Genomic DNA, 16,958 nt, shown 5'->3' with positions numbered 1-16,958 from the left:
TCCTTCCTTGATACGTGTCAAGCGGCTTATTGGGCATTCAGCGTAACCTGATTGTTAATCAGCTTTTATATCTAGGAGGCACCATGGATCCCATCCGCCGCTCACTGCTCGGCCAGCTGGCACGTCTCAGCGCCGGTGCGGCACTGGTTCCGCTATCAAGCGTGGCCCAGGCCGGTATCAATAGCCAACCACCCCGCCGTGAAGGCAATCCCGACAAACGCTATGGCATGCTGATTGACCTGCGCCAGTGCATTGGCTGCCAGGCCTGTACGGTGTCATGTCATATCGAAAACGATGCGCCACTTGGCAAGTTTCGTACCACGGTCGCCCAGTACGAGGTTGAACATCAGGACAGCGGCGAGCTGGCCACCTTCATGCTGCCGCGTCTGTGCAATCACTGCGAGAACCCGCCCTGCGTGCCGGTCTGCCCGGTAGAGGCCACTTACCAGCAGCGCGATGGCATTGTGGTCGTTGATAGTGACCGCTGCGTAGGCTGCGCCTATTGCGTCAACGCCTGCCCCTACGATGCCCGCTTTATCAACGACAAAACCCAGACAGCCGATAAGTGCACCTTCTGCGCCCATCGCCTGGAAGCCGGCCTGTTGCCTGCCTGCGTGGAAAGTTGCGTGGGCGGTGCGCGCATCATTGGCGACATGCGCAACCCGGACAGCCAGATCAGCCGTATGCTGGAAGAGCACAGAAGCGAGCTGATGGTGCTCCAGCCGGAAAAGAACACCTTTCCCCAGGTGTTTTATCTGGGCATGGATGAACGCTTCGTGACCCGCCCGCAAGCCGAGCCGGTTGCCCTCGAAGTTCTCGACCCCCAAGGCCAGGAGATGGGTTATGAATTCCACCATTGAGCTACTCGCCCCACGTTACGATATCGCCTGGTACCCCTGGGCGGTGCAGTATTTCTTTATGATCGCGCTTTCCTACGCCAGCCTGTGGCTCGCAGCCCCTGCTCTGGTACTGGGAAAAACCCGCTGGCTACCTACCGCACGGCTGGCGCTGCTGGCCTGTATCACCACCACCTTGGTGGCACCGGTCGCTCTGCTCGCGGATCTTCATCAGCCGTTACGCTTCTGGCATTTCTACGCCTATGCCAACAGCACTTCGTGGATGTCGATCGGCAGCCTGATCCTGCCCCTTTATGTGGTCAGCGTGCTGGCACTGAGCTGGCTGGCCTGGCGCCCGGCGCTACAGGCAAACCGCGATGCCGCTGGCCTGTCAGGGCTGGTTGCCAGACTGGCATCTTTTGGCAGCGGCCCTACCCCAAAATGGCTGGTGGCTGTTGTTGGTCTGGCTGCCCTGGTGCTGTCCATCGGCATCATGCTGTACACCGGTGCTGAGATTGCCGTCGTCAAGGCAAGGCCGTTATGGAACACCCTGTGGCTGCCTCCCATGCTGATCGCCACCGGCTTTATCAGCGCAGCAGGCCTGATCTTGGTGCTCAACCGTATCAGCGGTATTCAGAATGCAGACACTAACCGCTTCATGCTCAAGACCCTGCTGGCAAGCGGCGGTGTCGCTGCTTTCATCGCCATCGGCTGGTTGCTCAACGGCTTGCTGGCTGATTCAGGCTCGGTGGCTGCCGCCCTGGAATCCGTGCGCTATAGCAGCTCCTGGCGCAATACCGCACTATGGGGTGCGATCTCGGGCGTGGCGCTGTTTGCAGTCGTTGTCTGGGCGCTGACCCGGCCAGCGGGTGAGCAGGCAAGCCTGATGGCCTGGGCATGGCTGATTGGCCTGTTCGCCCTGCACATGGGCTGGATGTTCCGCTGGGTAGTGCTTATGGATGTGCAGACCGTCGCCCGCCATAGCGCTGGCTTCCATCACTATGGTATTCCCGCCGGTTCATCGGGCCTTCTGGGCATTGTCGGCACCTTCGGGCTATGGCTGGCTGCCGTGCTGATTATTGATCTGTTCGTTCCCTGGCGTCAGGCGCAGCAAGGGGGGGCTGTCACTCCATCCGGCTTCCCTTCCAACACACAGTCTTCCGCCAACCCTGCTATTCAAGGAGCCCCTCGTCATGGCTAATCCTAACGTCAACACCTCACGTCGGCGCTTTCTGAAGGGGGCGGCCGCCGCCGGGGGCGCAGCCACCTTTGGGGTGGGTTACGCCGACCCGCTGCTGAAAATGGCCAAAGGTGTCAGTGGCAGCGCCGGGGAAAAGCCCCAGCATCCCATTCATGGCAACTCACTAGCGCCTGAGTATCAGGTTGATCTTGATAGCGGCGAGCTGACCCTTAACCCTGATCAGCGTACCGCCTTTACGATCTGCTACGGCTGCACCACCAAGTGCGGCGTGCGGGTACGTATTGATAACACCACCGAGAAGATTCTCCGCGTCTCCGGCAACCCTTATCACCCGCTTTCCGCGGATCAGCATCTGCCCATGCGTACCCCTGTGATTGATGCCTTGCGTAGCGTCAGCGCCTATGGCGATCAGGGCCAGCAGAACCGCTCCACCGCCTGCGCCCGTGGCAACGCCATGATGAGCCAGCTGGATAACCCTTACCGGGTTGACCACTGCCTCAAGCGGGTGGGCGGACGTGGCGAACGCCGCTGGCAGAAGGTCTCTTTTGAGCAGCTGATCGAAGAAATCTGTGAGGGTGGCGACCTGTTTGGGGAAGGCCGGATCGAGGGCCTCAGGGCCATTCATGATCATGATACCCTGATCGACCCGAATAACCCGGAATACGGCCCCAAAGCCAACCAGCTGATGGTTATGGAAGCCACCGATTACGGACGCTCCGCCCTGCTCAAGCGGTTTGCCTTCAATGCCTTCGGCACTCGCAACTATGGCCACCACGGTTCCTACTGCGGGCTGGCGTTCCGTATGGGATCCGGGGCGGTGATGAATGATCTTGGCAAGAATGCTCACGTCAAGCCGGATATCCAACATGCCGAGTTCATCATGTATATCGGCACCGCGCCCAGCCAGGCCGGTAATCCCTTCAAGCGTCAGGGCCGTTTGATTGCTCAGGCCCGCGCTCAAGGAACTCTGGATTACGTGGTGATTGACCCTGGCCTGAATGCGTCAGTGTCCCACGCGGCTGATCACAATCGCTGGGTGCCCATCAAGCCCGGCAGCGACAGTGCCTTTGGCATGGCAGTGATCCAGTGGCTACTGCATAACGATGGCTACAATCGGGCATTTCTCGAACTGCCCGGCAAGGCGGCCGCCGATGCGGCGGGTGAAGCCACCCATTCCAATGCCACCCATCTGGTGATTGATACCCCGGAACACCCGCGCTTCGGGCATTTTCTGCGCGCCAGTGATCTCGGGCGCGCAGACGCAGGCAGTGAGTTCGATGTGCCCATGGTGGTGGCGGATGCCAGCCTGGTCGAGGCTGAAAGCGTCATGACCGCTGAGCTGTTTGTGGATCAGGCCGTCACCCTGGCCGATGGCAGCGACGTTCGGGTCAAGAGCAGCCTGACCCTGCTGCGCGACGCTGCTGATGAATATGATCTGGCCACCTATGCCAGCCACTGCGGGATTGGCGCAGACACCATTACCGAACTGGCCCAGCGCTTTGCCCGGCATGGGCGCCGGGCGGCGGTCAACTGCCACGGCGGCATGATGTCCGGCAATGGTTTCTATGCAGCTTTCAGCGTACAGATGCTTAATCTCTTGGCGGGCAACTACAATATGAAAGGCGGCAGCGCCGTCGGCGGTGGCACCTTTAATGGCACCGGCCAGGGTCCGTGCTATGACCTGGCCAACTTCCCCGGCAAGCGTGGCCCCAAGGGGGTTTTTCTGTCGCGCTCGCGCTTTCCCTATGAAAAGTCATCGGAATATCAGCGCAAGGTGGCCGCCGGTGAGAACCCTTATCCAGCCAAGGCCCCCTGGCGCTCCTTTGCGCCCCCGACCCTCACCGAGCACCTGCCTTCGGCGCTGGATGGCTACCCCTACCCAATCAAGGCGTTGATCGGCTGCATGGCCAACCCCATCTATGGTCAGGCCGGCCTTGAAACCCTGATTGCCGACAAACTCAAAGATCCCAAACGTCTGGGGCTTTTTGTGGCGGTCGATGGGTTTATCAACGAGACCAACCGCTACGCAGACTACATCGTTCCTGATTCTGTGATGTATGAAGTCTGGGGCTTCTCGGGTGCCTGGAAAGGCGCACTCGGCAAGATGACCACCGCCTGTTGGCCAGTGGTTCAACCACGCCAGCAAAAGTCGGCTGAGGGTGAGCCGGTATCCCTGGACAGCTTTTTCATTGCCGTGGCCAAGCGTCTGGGGCTGGCCGGTTTTGGCGATAATGCCATTCCCGATGCCGATGGCAATCTGCATCCGCTCAACCGGGCAGAAGATTATTACCTGCGCGCTGCGGCCAACATTGCCTTTCAAAACGAGCCACTACCGGAAGCTGACGAATCCGATATCGCTCACAGCGGCATTGCGCCCCTGTTGGGCAAGGTCGAACGCACCCTGAAGCCGGAAGAACGCGGCCCGGTGGCCTACCTCTATGCGCGCGGCGGACGTTTTGAAGACTTCAGCGACCACTTCAAGGGCGAGCGGTTAACCAGCGCCTGGCGCAGGACGCTGTGTATCTATAACGAAACAGTGGGCACCAGCATTGATACCACCAGCGGCCGACATAACAGCGGAGTTCCCCGCCACAGCCTGCCACTGATGGCCGACAAGACGCCCATGCGTGAGGTGTTTAACGAGCAGGAATGGCCGCTGCTGGCGTTCTCATTCAAATCCAACCTGATGAATTCCTACGCCATTGGCAACGAACGGCTGCGCATGATCAAGCCCTACAATCCGGTCCAGATGCATCGCCAGGACGCCGAACGCTTTGGCATCCAGCATGGCGATACTATCCGGATTGAAAGCCCGGGTGGCAGAGTGGTCGGCCTGGCGCTGGTCAGCGAGAGCGTCATGCCTGGCTCACTGGGAATTGAGCACGGTTATGGCCACCGCGACCTGGGCGCTACCCCCCATGAGATTGATGGCCAGTCTCAGCCGGATATGCCGTGGATGCGGGCAGGCATCAATATCAATGACCTGGGGTTCAAGGACCCGACCCGTAATGTAGATGGCACCTGGCTGGAACCGATCAGCGGCGCCAGCGTGCGTCAAGGGCTACCGGTCAAGGTCAGCCGCGCCTGAATGATGATCTCTCTTGAACGCCCTCACCCTGTGGGGGCGTTTTCCTTCATACTTTTTTCAACGTACTTTCTTCAACGCACTTTCTCAAAACGCACTTTCTCAAAACGCTGTAACCACACCGCCAAGGGCCATGACGATTACTACTGCCCAGGCCGGGAGTTTCCAGACGCTCAAAAGCAGAAAGCCGCTCAGGGCCAGCGCAAACTCATAGGGCCCGATAATCGCACTGGTCCACACAGGCTGATAGAGCGCTGCTGCCAGAATCCCCACCACGGCCGCATTGGCACCGCGCATCAGCGCCTGGGCCCCCTGCCATTGACGAAAGGTATTCCAGAAAGGCAGCACACCCACCAGTAACAGCAAACCCGGCACAAAGATGGCCAGCAATGCCAACAATGCGCCCACCAGAGGGTTAACTTCTGGCAATAAGGCACCCAGGTAGGCGGCAAAGGTAAACAGCGGCCCTGGCACCGCCTGGGCGGCCCCATAGCCGGTCAGAAACTCATCCGCACTTACCCAGCCTGACTGCACCACTTCCGCTTCCAGCAGCGGTAACACCACATGGCCACCGCCGAATACCAGCGCCCCCGAACGGTAAAAGCCGTCCACCACTTCCAGCCAGGCTGCACTGCTGGCCGCCAGTGGCAGAAGACACAACAAGGCAGCGAAAAGCCCCAGCGCTATGAGCCCGACACGGCGTGAAATATCAAACGTCAAAGGTTCACTCAGCGATTCAGTCGCCTCGCGGCATAACAGCCACCCCGCCAGGCTGCCGACCAGAATCGCACTTATCTGGCCCAGCGGGCCATGGATGAGTAGCACCGCAAACACGCCTGCCAGGGCAATTCCCGTTCGGGTTTTATCCGGGCACAGGTTTCTTGCCATCCCCCATACTGCATGAGCCACAATAGCAACCGCCGTTATCTTCAAGCCGCTCACCAACCCTTGGGCAAGAGGGCCATCCAGCCAAGCAGCGCCAAGAGCAAATACCAGCAACAGGATGGCCGAAGGTAGCGTAAAGGCCAGCCAGGCCAGTGCCGCCCCCCACGGGCCTGCGCGCATCAAACCCAGTGCAAAACCGACCTGGCTACTGGCAGGCCCGGGCAGAAACTGGCACAGCGCGACCAGATCGGCATAGGCTTTTTCATTTAGCCATTGTCGGCGCTGCACAAACTCATGACGAAAATAGCCCAGGTGCGCCACAGGCCCACCAAACGAGCTAAGCCCCAAGAGTAAAAATGCCTTGAATACCTCTTTTTTACGGCCGCCCTGACTTGCAACGCTCTGATCAGCGCTCTGTGTGACTTCCGCCCTGCGATCATCCATTTTGTCACCGCCATCAAGTGGGTAAACTTATGCAAAACAAATAAGCTTAGCGAGAAATTCTGACGCTAACATGACATTATGGCGCCATGGTGAAGGCGCTCTCCCAGAGTTGCCCTATTCTCGCTTTTCACGTAAGTTCCACCAGAATTTTTGTACCGCAGACCTTCAGGCTTTCATGGAAAATGTTACGGCAGGCTACACTTCACAGGGCATCAGACAGATAGGGGCGTTGGCCGCTTTTTTGCCTGAAATTTCCCGCTTCAAGCGCCTTGTGCCGTTGGCTTCTAAGCCTGATATCGTGATTGGCTGGGGGCTGAAACCGACCAGTCAGCGCGCTCGCCAATACGCCAAACGCCACCAGCTGCCCTATCTGGCCCTTGAAGATGGTTTTTTGCGCTCTCTGGGCCTGGGTTCACAGGGTTATCAGCCGGTCAGTATGGTAGTGGACCAACGCGGTATCTATTACGATGCCTCACGGCCATCGGATCTTGAAGAGCTGCTTAATCACGCTGACTTCTCGGCTCAGGAGCTGGAACGCGCAGAGCACTGCATCCAGCAGCTGACGGTTCATCGACTGTCCAAATATAACCACGCCCCGGATCAGCCCCTTGAACTGCCGGATAGGCCCCATGTGCTGGTGGTCGACCAGACGGCAGGGGATGCCTCTATTGCCTACGGTCAAGCCAACGCCGAAAGCTTCACCACCATGCTCGATGCCGCCCTGTCTCAGCACCCAGACGCGGACATCCTGATCAAGGTGCATCCGGATGTGATTGCAGGCAAGAAAAGCGGCCACTTCAGTAGCGCTTTTGATCACCCCCGCTGCCGGGTGATCGGCGAGGATATCAACCCGTGGGCGCTGTTCGACGGTGTTGAGCACGTCTACGTGGTCACCAGCCAGCTAGGCTTTGAGGCCCTGCTGGCCGACAAACAGGTACACTGCTTTGGCCAGCCCTTCTACGCCGGCTGGGGGTTGACCCATGACGCCCTTGACTGCCCGCGCCGCCAACGCCAGCGCAGCCTGAAAGAGGTTTTTGCTGGCACTTACTTGCGCTATACCCGCTACGCCAACCCTTATACCCGTGAAGCCTCAAGCCTTGAGGCCTGTATTGACCTGATTGCCGATCAGCGCCGCCAGCAGGAGCGTTATCGTGGGGAGTGGCTGGCCTGCGGCTTCTCAGGATGGAAAAAGCGCTTTATCGGCGATTTTCTCGGCGATCAGGCCCGCATTACCTATCAGCCTGAGCTGCCCGACACTGCGTCATCAGACGCTTCAACGTCAGCCCGAGTGCTGACCTGGGCCAGCGGTCTTAAAACCGCCCCGGCAGGCAGCACATCAAGGCTGTGGAAGATGGAGGATGGCTTTGTCCGCTCGGTAGGGCTGGGCGTTGATCTGACTCAACCGCTCTCGCTGGTGATTGACCAAAGCGGCATCTACTACGATGCCCGCCAGCCCAGTGACCTGGAGCAGATTCTCAGTCAACATGATTTTGATCAGCACCTGTGCCAGCGGGCTTCGCGCATTCGTCAGCGGCTGGTGGCGCTGAAGCTATCGAAATACAATATCAAAGGCGAACAGAACATTGATTTTCCCGCCAACAGGCGCATTGTACTGGTGCCTGGGCAAGTTGAAAGTGACGCCTCGATTGCCTGCGGCTCCCCTCAGATTCAGACCAATGCGGCGCTGCTGGCGGCCGTTCGTCGAGCAGAGCCTGATGCCCTGATTGCCTACAAGGCCCACCCGGATGTTGTTGGCGGAGCGCGGCTTGGCCAGCTCCCGGCGGACGCTCACAGCCATTATGATATTGATGTCAGCCAGTGTGATATCAGCGCCCTGCTCGAACGCGTGGATGCCGTGCATACCATGAGTTCACTGACCGGCTTTGAGGCCCTGCTGCGCGGCAAGCAAGTGTATACCCACGGGCTGCCCTTCTATGCCGGATGGGGGCTGACCCAGGACGCGCTTAACTGCCCACGTCGCCAGCGCCAACTGTCTCTGGATGCTCTGCTGGCCGGTACCCTGATCATCTACCCCGGCTATGTCGACCCGGCCACCCATCAGCTGTGCCATATCGAAAGTGTGATCACCCTGTTGGAACAGGCGCGCCTGCGGCCCAGGCACCTGACATGGAAGCAACAGCTTTACCGCCACTACCGCAACTTACTGATAGGAAGACACTAGATTGAAATCACAAAAACGTGCCTTTCTTTTTCTGCAAGGTGTCTGCTCACCGTTTTATCCGCGCCTGGCGCGACGCCTGACCGATGATGGCCACAGGGTCGTCAAGGTCAACTTCAATGCGGGTGACTTGCTGTACTGGCAGCACACCCATAGCAAGAGCCACCTGTTTCGCGGCCAGCTGGATGAACTCGGCGACTATATTCAGGATCTGTGGCAACGCTACGAGATTACCGACCAGGTATTGTTTGGTGACCGCCGCCCCATCCATCGCCCGGCGGTGGATAATGCACCGGCGGCTGGCGTGCGTACCCATGTGTTTGAAGAGGGTTACTTCCGGCCTTTCTGGGTTACTCTGGAACGAGAAGGCGTTAACGGGCATTCACTGCTACCCAAAGACCCGGAATGGTTTTATGCCACCGGCAAGGCGCTACCTGCACCGCAAAAACCGGTGTACTTCAAATCATCGTTCAAGATTCGTGCCCTGCATGATATCCGCTACCACGCAGCGGGCCTTGCAAACCCCTTGGTGGCGCCCCATTACCGTAATCATTCACCGATTACAGCGCCCGTTGAATACCTCGGCTATGCCAAGCGATTCAGTCAGCTCAAGGCCTGGAAGCGGCGCGACGCCAAACGTATCAAGACGTTATTGGCATCGGGCAAACGCTTTTTCATGCTGCCACTGCAGCTCAATACCGATGCCCAGATTCGTGACCATTCGCCCTACACCAACATGCAGGAAGTCATTAGCGATGTCATGACCTCGTTTGCCCGGCATGCAGATTCAGACACCTTGCTATGCATCAAGAATCACCCGCTGGATATGGGGCTGGTCAATTATACAAGCGCCATCCGCGCACTCGCCCGACACCTCGGCCTGGAAAAACGCATTGTCTACTTGGAATCAGGAGATCTGAACCTGCTTGTTAAACAGGCAGCCGGAACAGTGACCGTTAATAGCACCGTGGGCATTGTCTCTTTGGAAAAAGGCTGCCCAACCCATGCGCTCAGCGACCCCATCTATCAATTACCCGGCTTGACCCACCAGGGCACACTGGCAGATTTCTGGCATACACCCACACCGCCCAACCCGCAGCTATTCAACTATTTCTACCGCACCGTGATGCATGCCACCCAGGTCAACGGCGGCTTTTATTGCCAGCCAAGTATCGACCTTGCGGTCAATAACGCCACGCGAATCCTGGAAGCCTGCCCATCACCACTGGAAGCCCTATTGCCCTGAATCGTCATCGGGGCCGCAGCCTCTTTCCAGCGGACGAAAGGTATCGCTGAATACAGCATCGAGATCAAAGGTTGAACGCTGCCCAAGGGCATCGAAGTTTTCATCCAGCCACTGATCGGCCCAGCGTCGCCCCTGATGAAACAGGCTGGAAACAAAGTTCCACTGCGCATTGAGTTTGCTTGAAGCGCTGAGTTGCTCCACCTCGTGCTCTGCATGAATAAGGTGAATGCGCATAGAGCGATAGCGCTCTGTGTCCAACTGCTGTGTGTCGATCAGTTGCTGCAGCAGCTGAATACTACGTAGCTCCTTGATCAGGCTGGTATTAAAGGTGATCTCGTTAATCCGGTTGATAATATCCCTTGCACTTTGCGGCGTCTGCTGACGCTCAAAGGGGTTAACCTGAACCACGATCAGATCCTGACAATCGCGATGATCGACCAATGGAAACAGCGCCGGATTACCACTGTAGCCGCCATCCCAGTAGGCTTCACCGTCAATTTCAACGGCCGGAAACATAAAGGGCAAGCAGGCAGACGCCATCACCGTATCCGCGCTAATCTCAGGTTGACTGAACACCTTAGCGCGCCCGGTTCTCACGTTGGTGGCCGTCACGAACACCGTGGCACTGCGGCAGGCATTGACCCGTTCAAAATCTACCAGTTCGGCCACCAGGTCACGCAGCGGATTGATTCCCAAAGGATTCAGCTTGGCAGGCGCCACCAGCTGGGTCAGGCTCTCAAACAGCAGATAGCTCGGCGAATGATCCAGACTGCTGTTGCCCATCAGCCAATCCCAGGGCGCTGGCTGGATAGGTGAAAATCGCGCGGCATCGCTCACTCCCCGCCAGAACTTATGTAGTGATTCCCGCGCGCCTTCCCGACCACCTTCTTGCAAGCCATCCGCCAATACCACCGCGTTCATTGCCCCTGCGCTGGTACCACTGATAGCCGAAATTTTCAGCCGCGTGTCTTCCAGTAGCCTGTCGAGCACGCCCCATGTAATCGCACCATGAGAACCTCCGCCCTGAAGGGCAAGATCAATCATCTTGGATGCTGGTTTAGTCATAATGACTCCATGCCACGGTTTTAAGGTGTTGCGCCAGTGTAGCGGATTTATTGTTTCCAAGGTCTATGCCAGCAGCAATGGTAACGTCGATATGACCGTCGACTTTGGTGGTCATATTTACCTGTTTGAATTCAAAGCCGCTAAACTAGCGCATCACGCTGTGCGTCGATGCGTAGGATGCGCGGCTTAGTTGCTCAAACGTCTAACACTTACCTTGATTCGCCTGGGTCCGGTGAAGCGCAAAGGGAGTTTCAAGGCGAAGCGCATCCTTGCTGCTACGTCAGATATCTACCGTGCACATTTGCTTGGCTGGGAATGAGAAAGCTTATTCACGTGCGATTGCCCTGATCTAAACATTGAGTCTCGTTATTATATAGGTAATATATTGTTTCATTTGCGGCGCGGCGCTGCTTTGCCAAATTGTCAGGAGACCTCCTTGTTGACGCCAAGTTTCGTCAAACAACCGTTGAAGCTGCGAACAGGATCGTATTCCGGCCTGCCCCTTTACTTCAAGCAGCACCTAATCAAAAGTCGGGCCTACCTGCTATTGGCTGTTAATAGTTTACTCGCCGGCTGTGCCTCCGGCTATCACGGCACTCATGATACCCAACTGGCCTATTCACCTACAGCTGGAATCATGCAAGAGGCACCAGCGCTTACACGCTTGGCCAATCAGAACACCTTTGGTGATATGCAATCTGCCTGGCCTGACCAAGCCATCTCTTTTGCCCTGCTCCCTTACGACCAGCGAGATACCCGTGAAGCGGGGGTTCGTCTGATGCATGAGCTGGCCACCTTACAGCGCGCTGCCCTTGTTAGAGGCAATGATGCCTCACGCAGTGCCATGGCACAGTGGCGCAGCGTTATCATGGCCCAGCTGAATGCCCCCCTGCGTAGCCGCCACTTACCGGCCAGCGAACGCCTGCCTCTCAGTGAACTGGCGCATTGGGGCTACTGCCAGCCGCCACCCTGGGTTGAAGTCTGGAGCATCCATGGCGTGAGCCGCCAGCCCTGGCGACCATCACTGACCCTGGAAAGCGTGTCAGAAAGCCGATCGGCGGCTTCAACCCATGCATGGCATATCTCACCGCAAGGTCAAGCTGAGCGCCACGGCATTGCCGAATGGAATAATGAACCGGTATTGCTTGCCCGTGGCAGTCGTGTAGTCGTCGAATGGCCCGCGCAGTATCCTAGCATGGGCGTTAACGTTGAACGCCGCTGGGTCAATGAGCGTCTCCCCCAATGGCTCGCCACACAACTGCCAGGCGAAGATTGCCAGATATGGCCCCAGGAGAAGTCCCAGTGACGTCACGTAACACCTTAGCCTTGGTCTTCATACTGCTACCCGCAATAGTAAACGCCGATGAGACGTCCTACAGCTCCCTGGGCGGCGGCGGCATCTGGACAATGCCCAGCGCACGGACAGCCCCGGCAGGCAGCCTGACACTCGGCGGGCACTACGCATCTCCCGATGTGCATTTACCGCTGTTCTATCAGCCGACTGAACATCTGGAGCTTGGCTTTCGCTACAGCCAACGCCAACCCCGAGATGGCCAACCGCGACGCAACTACGACCCTCAACTGGATATCAAATGGCGCTGGCAGGATGAAACCCGCTACCTGCCAGCTATTGCTTTGGGTGCCCGCGATATCGGCCACAACAGCCCTTTCAATGCCGAATACCTGGTTGCCAGCAAACGTTGGAACGCCTGGGATTTCAGCTTGGGAATTGGCTGGGGGGCACTGGGCAGTGCTGGCGATGCTGAAGCACCGTTCAACGACTTGAGCGAGCGCTGGGACACCCGCAGCACTCCCGAAAGTCTGGAACCCTATAAGGAAAGCGACTGGTTCAAGGGCTCTGCCAGCGTGTTTGGTGGCGTTAGCTACCAGACACCTTGGCAACCATTGAGTTTGGCCGTGGAATACAGCGGAAGCGATACAACGCAATGGCCCGTCGGCGATACACGTGAACAAAGCAGCCGCTGGCAGGGCGGCTTGCGCCTGGCACTGAGCAAGCCGTTATCCGTCAGCCTTGGCTGGGAGCGCGGCGTTACACTCAGCGCGGGCTTTCAGTACCGTTTTGATCTCAACCAGCCTTCTACCGCTGAAACAGCGCCTGTACCGCCTCTACCTAGCGGCCCACTTAGCTGGAATGATACTGCCCGTACCCTGGCACATCATGGCCAAATTCAGGTACATGAGGTCTATCGCAGTGGAGACAGCCTGCAGCTGAATGCGACCTATACCGGTCAGGAAGAAGCTGCTTCTTCCGCCTACAGCGCGGCCAACACCCTGCTTTATATGCACACCGCTGACGAAGAGGCGCCACCGCGCCAATTTATCTACCGCTGGGAACGAGCGGGCATGCCGCTGCGTGAAGACGTCTATCTGCGTAGTGCCATTGGCGCTGCGCAAGCCAGCAGCACAGCAGACACCCAACAACGGCATAGCATCTATGCTCGCGCCGCCCTGACCCCACAAAAAGGCACGCCCGACTACCAGGCAAGCCGCGAAGGTTTTGAATGGTCACTACGTCCTCTGTTAGAGCAGAATGCCGGTAGTCAGACTCATGGCTACCGTTATCGCCTGGCGGCATTGGCTGAAGCACGCTACCAACTACCCGACAAGGCGCCGTTGAACGGCTGGTTGAGTGCAGGGCTGGATTATACCCTGGCGCACAATCTGACACGTCCATCAACTATCGACCCCTTGAACGATGCTGAACCAACACGCAGCCTGCGCGGTTATTACGCCGAAGAACCCCTCACCCTGTCTCATCTGCAATATAACCAGGCAACCCCCTTGGGCAACCACTGGTTTGGCATGGCCTATGCGGGGTTGCTTGAAACCCAGTATGCAGGTGTCGGTGCTGAGTTGCTGTATCGCCCCTTTGCCAGCCCGCTGGCCTGGAGCCTGAATGCCGCCCACGTACACCAACGTGAATTCGACGAACCCTTTGGCTTGCGTGATGACAACCGCTGGACCGGCGATGCCACCGTCTATCTTTACCCTGGCAATGATGACGCCTTCTTGCTTGAAGCAGGGCTGCATCGCTATCTCGGCGGCGACACGGGCGTGCGCCTGGCCGCCACACACCAGACACTCTCAGGGGTGAGCATCAGTCTTTCCAGTACCTTTAGTAATGCTCGGGAACACACTATTACCCCCACCCTGACGTTAAGCATGCCATTGTCGTTAGGCCAGGCATCCACAGCTCCGGCACTGCGCTGGCAAGCACTCGACAGTGACAGCGGCAGCGTTTTGCAACGCCGCGAGCGCCTGTTTGAGCTGACACAGGAACGCCGCGTCCAGGGGTTGTGGTAACCGTAGCGCACAATAATGACCTGATAGTTTGTGGAGACCCGATGACACAGGATTCAAGCCAGACCAGCACCTCTAAAGCGGCTGAAAACAGCAACCTGTTCATCAGCATAGCGGCATTTTGTGATCCCTTTCTGCGCTTTACCATTGAGTCGCTATTTAACCAGGCGAGTGAACCTGAAAAACTGTTTTTAGGCATCGTAGACCAAAGTCATGAATCACAGCAGACATGGATCTCTACGCTGGCACATGCCGACCAGATCCGCTATCTACATATCGACCCACTGCATTCAAAAGGCGTTAGCTGGGCGCGCCATCTGGCTCAGACGCTCTATGATGACGAAAAGTATTTTTTACAGATTGATTCGCATACATGGTTCACGCCGAACTGGGACGGCGTGCTGCGTCAACATATGGAGAACTTGCAGACAATACATCCACGCCCTGTCTTAAGCATTTATCCACCCGGATTTGAGTTCGATGCCAACGGGCAACCATCACAAAAGAGCAATATCAGCAAGAGCCTGGCCATATTTGAAGTCAAGCCAGACCAGAGTCTGACACCTGACAACCCGGTACTGACCTTCAGAGTCACCTACCAGCCCGCGCCTCAGGACAGACGCACCTATTACGCTTGTGGCTTTCATATAGCTGGCGGCTTCTTATTAACACTAGGACATTTCGTGCGCGAAGTTCCTTACGATCCGCAGTTTTACTTTCACGGTGAAGAGCAACACCTTGCCTTGCGTGCCTTTACCCATGGCTGGGAAATCTTTCACCCCTCGTTCAGTGAAGTCCCTCTGTTCCATCTCTACAAACAGCCCAACACTACTTCCTCCAATCTGCACTGGCGCCAGGATCTCGATATCAAAAGGCCCGTCAAGTGGACGCAACGCCGTGCCAGCGCGCGCCAACGCTTAAGCAAACTGATCGATAACCAGCTTGCCCCTCCCTACTCACTGGGCAATGCACGCTCGCTGGATGACTTTATTCTGCGCAGCGGCATCGACTACCGCCAGCATATAGTGCAGGCACCGATTACCAGCCTGGTGAAAGTACCAGAGCCGATTTGACCGAATAGACAACATGACAAGCTAGCCCCACCAAAGGATTATCAATAGCAGGCGGGGCAATAGCACTACGTCAGCTGGAAATCACTTATGTTGTCATCAATCATCTTGCCTAACCCGTCACTGCCAAGCCCTTCAAATAGGGCAAGGCGCTGAGCGTCAAGATCACTTTCAGTAAAGCCGCTTCCCGTGCGTTCCACCCGAGCCAACTGCGTATCACCGTCACCTGATTCAGCCGCCAGCACGTATAAAGCATCTCCTTCGTCCATTTCCAGCACCAGGTTTATCAATGCAGGGTCTCGATCTTCCGGGTTCAGGCTCACACTGGTGGTGAACACCACCATGCCAGTGTTATCACCCAGGGCAAAACTGTCAGAATCAAATGCTTCTGCGTCGACACCTGAACCACGCAATGCACCTTGATTCAGTGAGGCAAACTCAAGAATATCTCCGCCCGCAGATAATATCCCGGTACTGAAGCCTGTGATGGTATCCACACCATTGGTTGCCTGCGTAGCGCCTAGCAACAGAGTGTCACTTCCACCACCGGTCAGATCAAACGACTCATTTTCTGCCGAACTGGTAAACGTCTCACCACCAGGCTCTTCTGTTGGCTCCTCAGTTGGTTCTTCCGTAGGCTCTTCGGTGGGCTCTTCCGTAGGCTCTTCGGTGGGCTCTTCCGTAGGCTCTTCGGTGGGCTCTTCCGTGGGTTCTTCTGTTGGTTCTTCTGTTGGTTCTTCTGTTGGTTCTTCTGTTGGTTCTTCTGTTGGTTCTTCTGTTGGTTCTTCTGTTGGTTCTTCTGTTGGTTCTTCTGTTGGTTCTTCTGTTGGTTCTTCTGTTGGTTCTTCTGTTGGTTCTTCTGTTGGTTCTTCCGTGGGTTCTTCTGTGGGTTCTTCTGTGGGTTCTTCTGTGGGTTCTTCTGTGGGTTCTTCTGTGGGTTCTTCTGTGGGTTCTTCCGTGGGTTCTTCCGTGGGTTCTTCTGTTGGAGAAAGGCCTGCTATTTCCCGTACGGCATCTTCCAGTGCAGCCTGATCGGCAAAACCACCTTCAGGCCTACGATCCAATAGCGCTTGCGCTGCCTGATCAAGCAACCGGTCACCGACAAGAGGCTGCGCGCCTATGGTCTCGAGCGTTTGCTGAACCAGTGGGTCAAGCTCATTTGAATAACCGTCCAGAATACGCAGAATACGACCGCTTGAGTCTGCGCTATTCACCTGTTCAAGCAAGGTCAGATTACGTGGCTCAGAGGTATCTGAAGAGGCGCTGCTAGCAGCGGCTGCCGCGCCGATACCTATTGCCCCGGCACCTATTGCCAGGTTCATTGGCGATGCCATGGCACTCAATCCAGCGCCCCCATCCACGGCACCAGAACCCGCGGGGATAACCAGGCCCAGATCCACTATTTGGCTCTGGGTAATGGTGACCACACCTTCGTTGATCTCAACGGCTTCTGCGGCAAGTTGCAGGCGAATGCCATCGCTGCGCACCACAATCACACTACCATCAGGCTGAGGCAACACTTCCTCAATCCCTTCTATCTGGTCAAGCGCTATACGCTCTTGTGCATTGACAGCGTTCAATGCCAAAAGAGGCAACAGCGAACTACCCAAAGCAAGCTGCTTAAGG

Annotated in this window: 11 protein-coding genes and 1 pseudogene; 9 read left to right on the top strand and 3 right to left on the bottom strand. The window is 57.0% G+C overall.

Annotation, left to right across the window (positions count from 1 at the left end; all coding sequences use genetic code 11):
- Nucleotides 1-83: 83 nt before the first annotated feature.
- From OR573_05095 to OR573_05085, 3 genes are read left to right on the top strand one after another with little or no spacing between them, the layout of a single operon-like run.
- On the top strand, nt 84-860 hold the full coding sequence (locus OR573_05095; GenBank protein ID XGA81031.1) for a 4Fe-4S dicluster domain-containing protein: 777 nt from the start codon (nt 84-86) through the stop codon (nt 858-860).
- Complete coding sequence (gene nrfD / locus OR573_05090; protein XGA81030.1) at nt 844-2,037, top strand: polysulfide reductase NrfD; 1,194 nt, start codon at nt 844-846, stop codon at nt 2,035-2,037. Before OR573_05095 ends, nrfD begins: the two co-directional genes overlap by 17 nt.
- The gene (locus tag OR573_05085; protein XGA81029.1) at nt 2,030-5,125 is read left to right on the top strand and encodes a molybdopterin-dependent oxidoreductase; all 3,096 of its coding nucleotides are present in this window, start codon (nt 2,030-2,032) and stop codon (nt 5,123-5,125) included. Before nrfD ends, OR573_05085 begins: the two co-directional genes overlap by 8 nt.
- 99 nt (nt 5,126-5,224) lie before the next feature.
- On the opposite strand, the gene chrA is transcribed toward OR573_05085, so the two are convergent.
- Nucleotides 5,225-6,451 carry a chromate efflux transporter gene (chrA, locus tag OR573_05080; protein ID XGA81028.1) on the bottom strand — a complete coding sequence of 409 codons (1,227 nt, stop codon included), beginning with the start codon at nt 6,449-6,451 and terminating at the stop codon, nt 5,225-5,227.
- 175 nt (nt 6,452-6,626) lie between these two features.
- Here chrA and OR573_05075 point away from each other — a divergent pair, with 175 nt between their 5' ends.
- Nucleotides 6,627-8,633: a capsular polysaccharide biosynthesis protein gene (locus tag OR573_05075; GenBank protein XGA81668.1), complete on the top strand. Its 2,007-nt coding sequence runs from the start codon at nt 6,627-6,629 to the stop codon at nt 8,631-8,633.
- Between the two features lies 1 nt (nt 8,634).
- Nucleotides 8,635-9,876, top strand: a complete 1,242-nt coding sequence (locus OR573_05070) for a capsular biosynthesis protein (protein XGA81027.1) — start codon at nt 8,635-8,637, stop codon at nt 9,874-9,876.
- On the opposite strand, the gene OR573_05065 is transcribed toward OR573_05070, so the two are convergent.
- On the bottom strand, nt 9,865-10,941 hold the full coding sequence (locus OR573_05065; GenBank protein XGA81026.1) for a patatin-like phospholipase family protein: 1,077 nt from the start codon (nt 10,939-10,941) through the stop codon (nt 9,865-9,867). The two genes, OR573_05070 and OR573_05065, sit on opposite strands and share 12 nt — an antisense overlap.
- A 190-nt stretch (nt 10,942-11,131) precedes the next feature.
- Here OR573_05065 and OR573_05060 point away from each other — a divergent pair.
- From OR573_05060 to OR573_05045, 4 genes and pseudogenes are all read left to right on the top strand, one after another.
- Nucleotides 11,132-11,260, top strand: a pseudogene (locus tag OR573_05060) (ISAs1 family transposase).
- Between the two features lie 318 nt (nt 11,261-11,578).
- Nucleotides 11,579-12,247 carry a hypothetical protein gene (locus OR573_05055; GenBank protein ID XGA81025.1) on the top strand — a complete coding sequence of 223 codons (669 nt, stop codon included), beginning with the start codon at nt 11,579-11,581 and terminating at the stop codon, nt 12,245-12,247.
- Nucleotides 12,244-14,265: a YjbH domain-containing protein gene (locus tag OR573_05050; protein ID XGA81024.1), complete on the top strand. Its 2,022-nt coding sequence runs from the start codon at nt 12,244-12,246 to the stop codon at nt 14,263-14,265. The genes OR573_05055 and OR573_05050 overlap by 4 nt, the downstream gene beginning before the upstream one ends.
- Nucleotides 14,266-14,306: 41 nt before the next feature.
- Nucleotides 14,307-15,335 (top strand): hypothetical protein, encoded by a 1,029-nt coding sequence (locus tag OR573_05045; protein ID XGA81023.1) that lies wholly within the window; start codon nt 14,307-14,309, stop codon nt 15,333-15,335.
- A 65-nt stretch (nt 15,336-15,400) separates the two neighbouring features.
- Here OR573_05045 and OR573_05040 read toward each other — a convergent pair whose 3' ends face one another.
- Nucleotides 15,401-16,942, bottom strand: coding sequence for a hypothetical protein (locus OR573_05040; protein ID XGA81022.1), 1,542 nt, complete (start codon nt 16,940-16,942; stop codon nt 15,401-15,403).
- Between the last annotated feature and the right edge of the window lie 16 nt (nt 16,943-16,958).

The sequence above is a fragment of the Halomonas sp. CH40 genome (assembly GCA_041875495.1).
GTDB lineage: Bacteria > Pseudomonadota > Gammaproteobacteria > Pseudomonadales > Halomonadaceae > Vreelandella.
The sequence above is the reverse complement of the archived record's forward strand: the minus strand, read 5'-3'. Positions and strand labels throughout refer to the sequence as shown.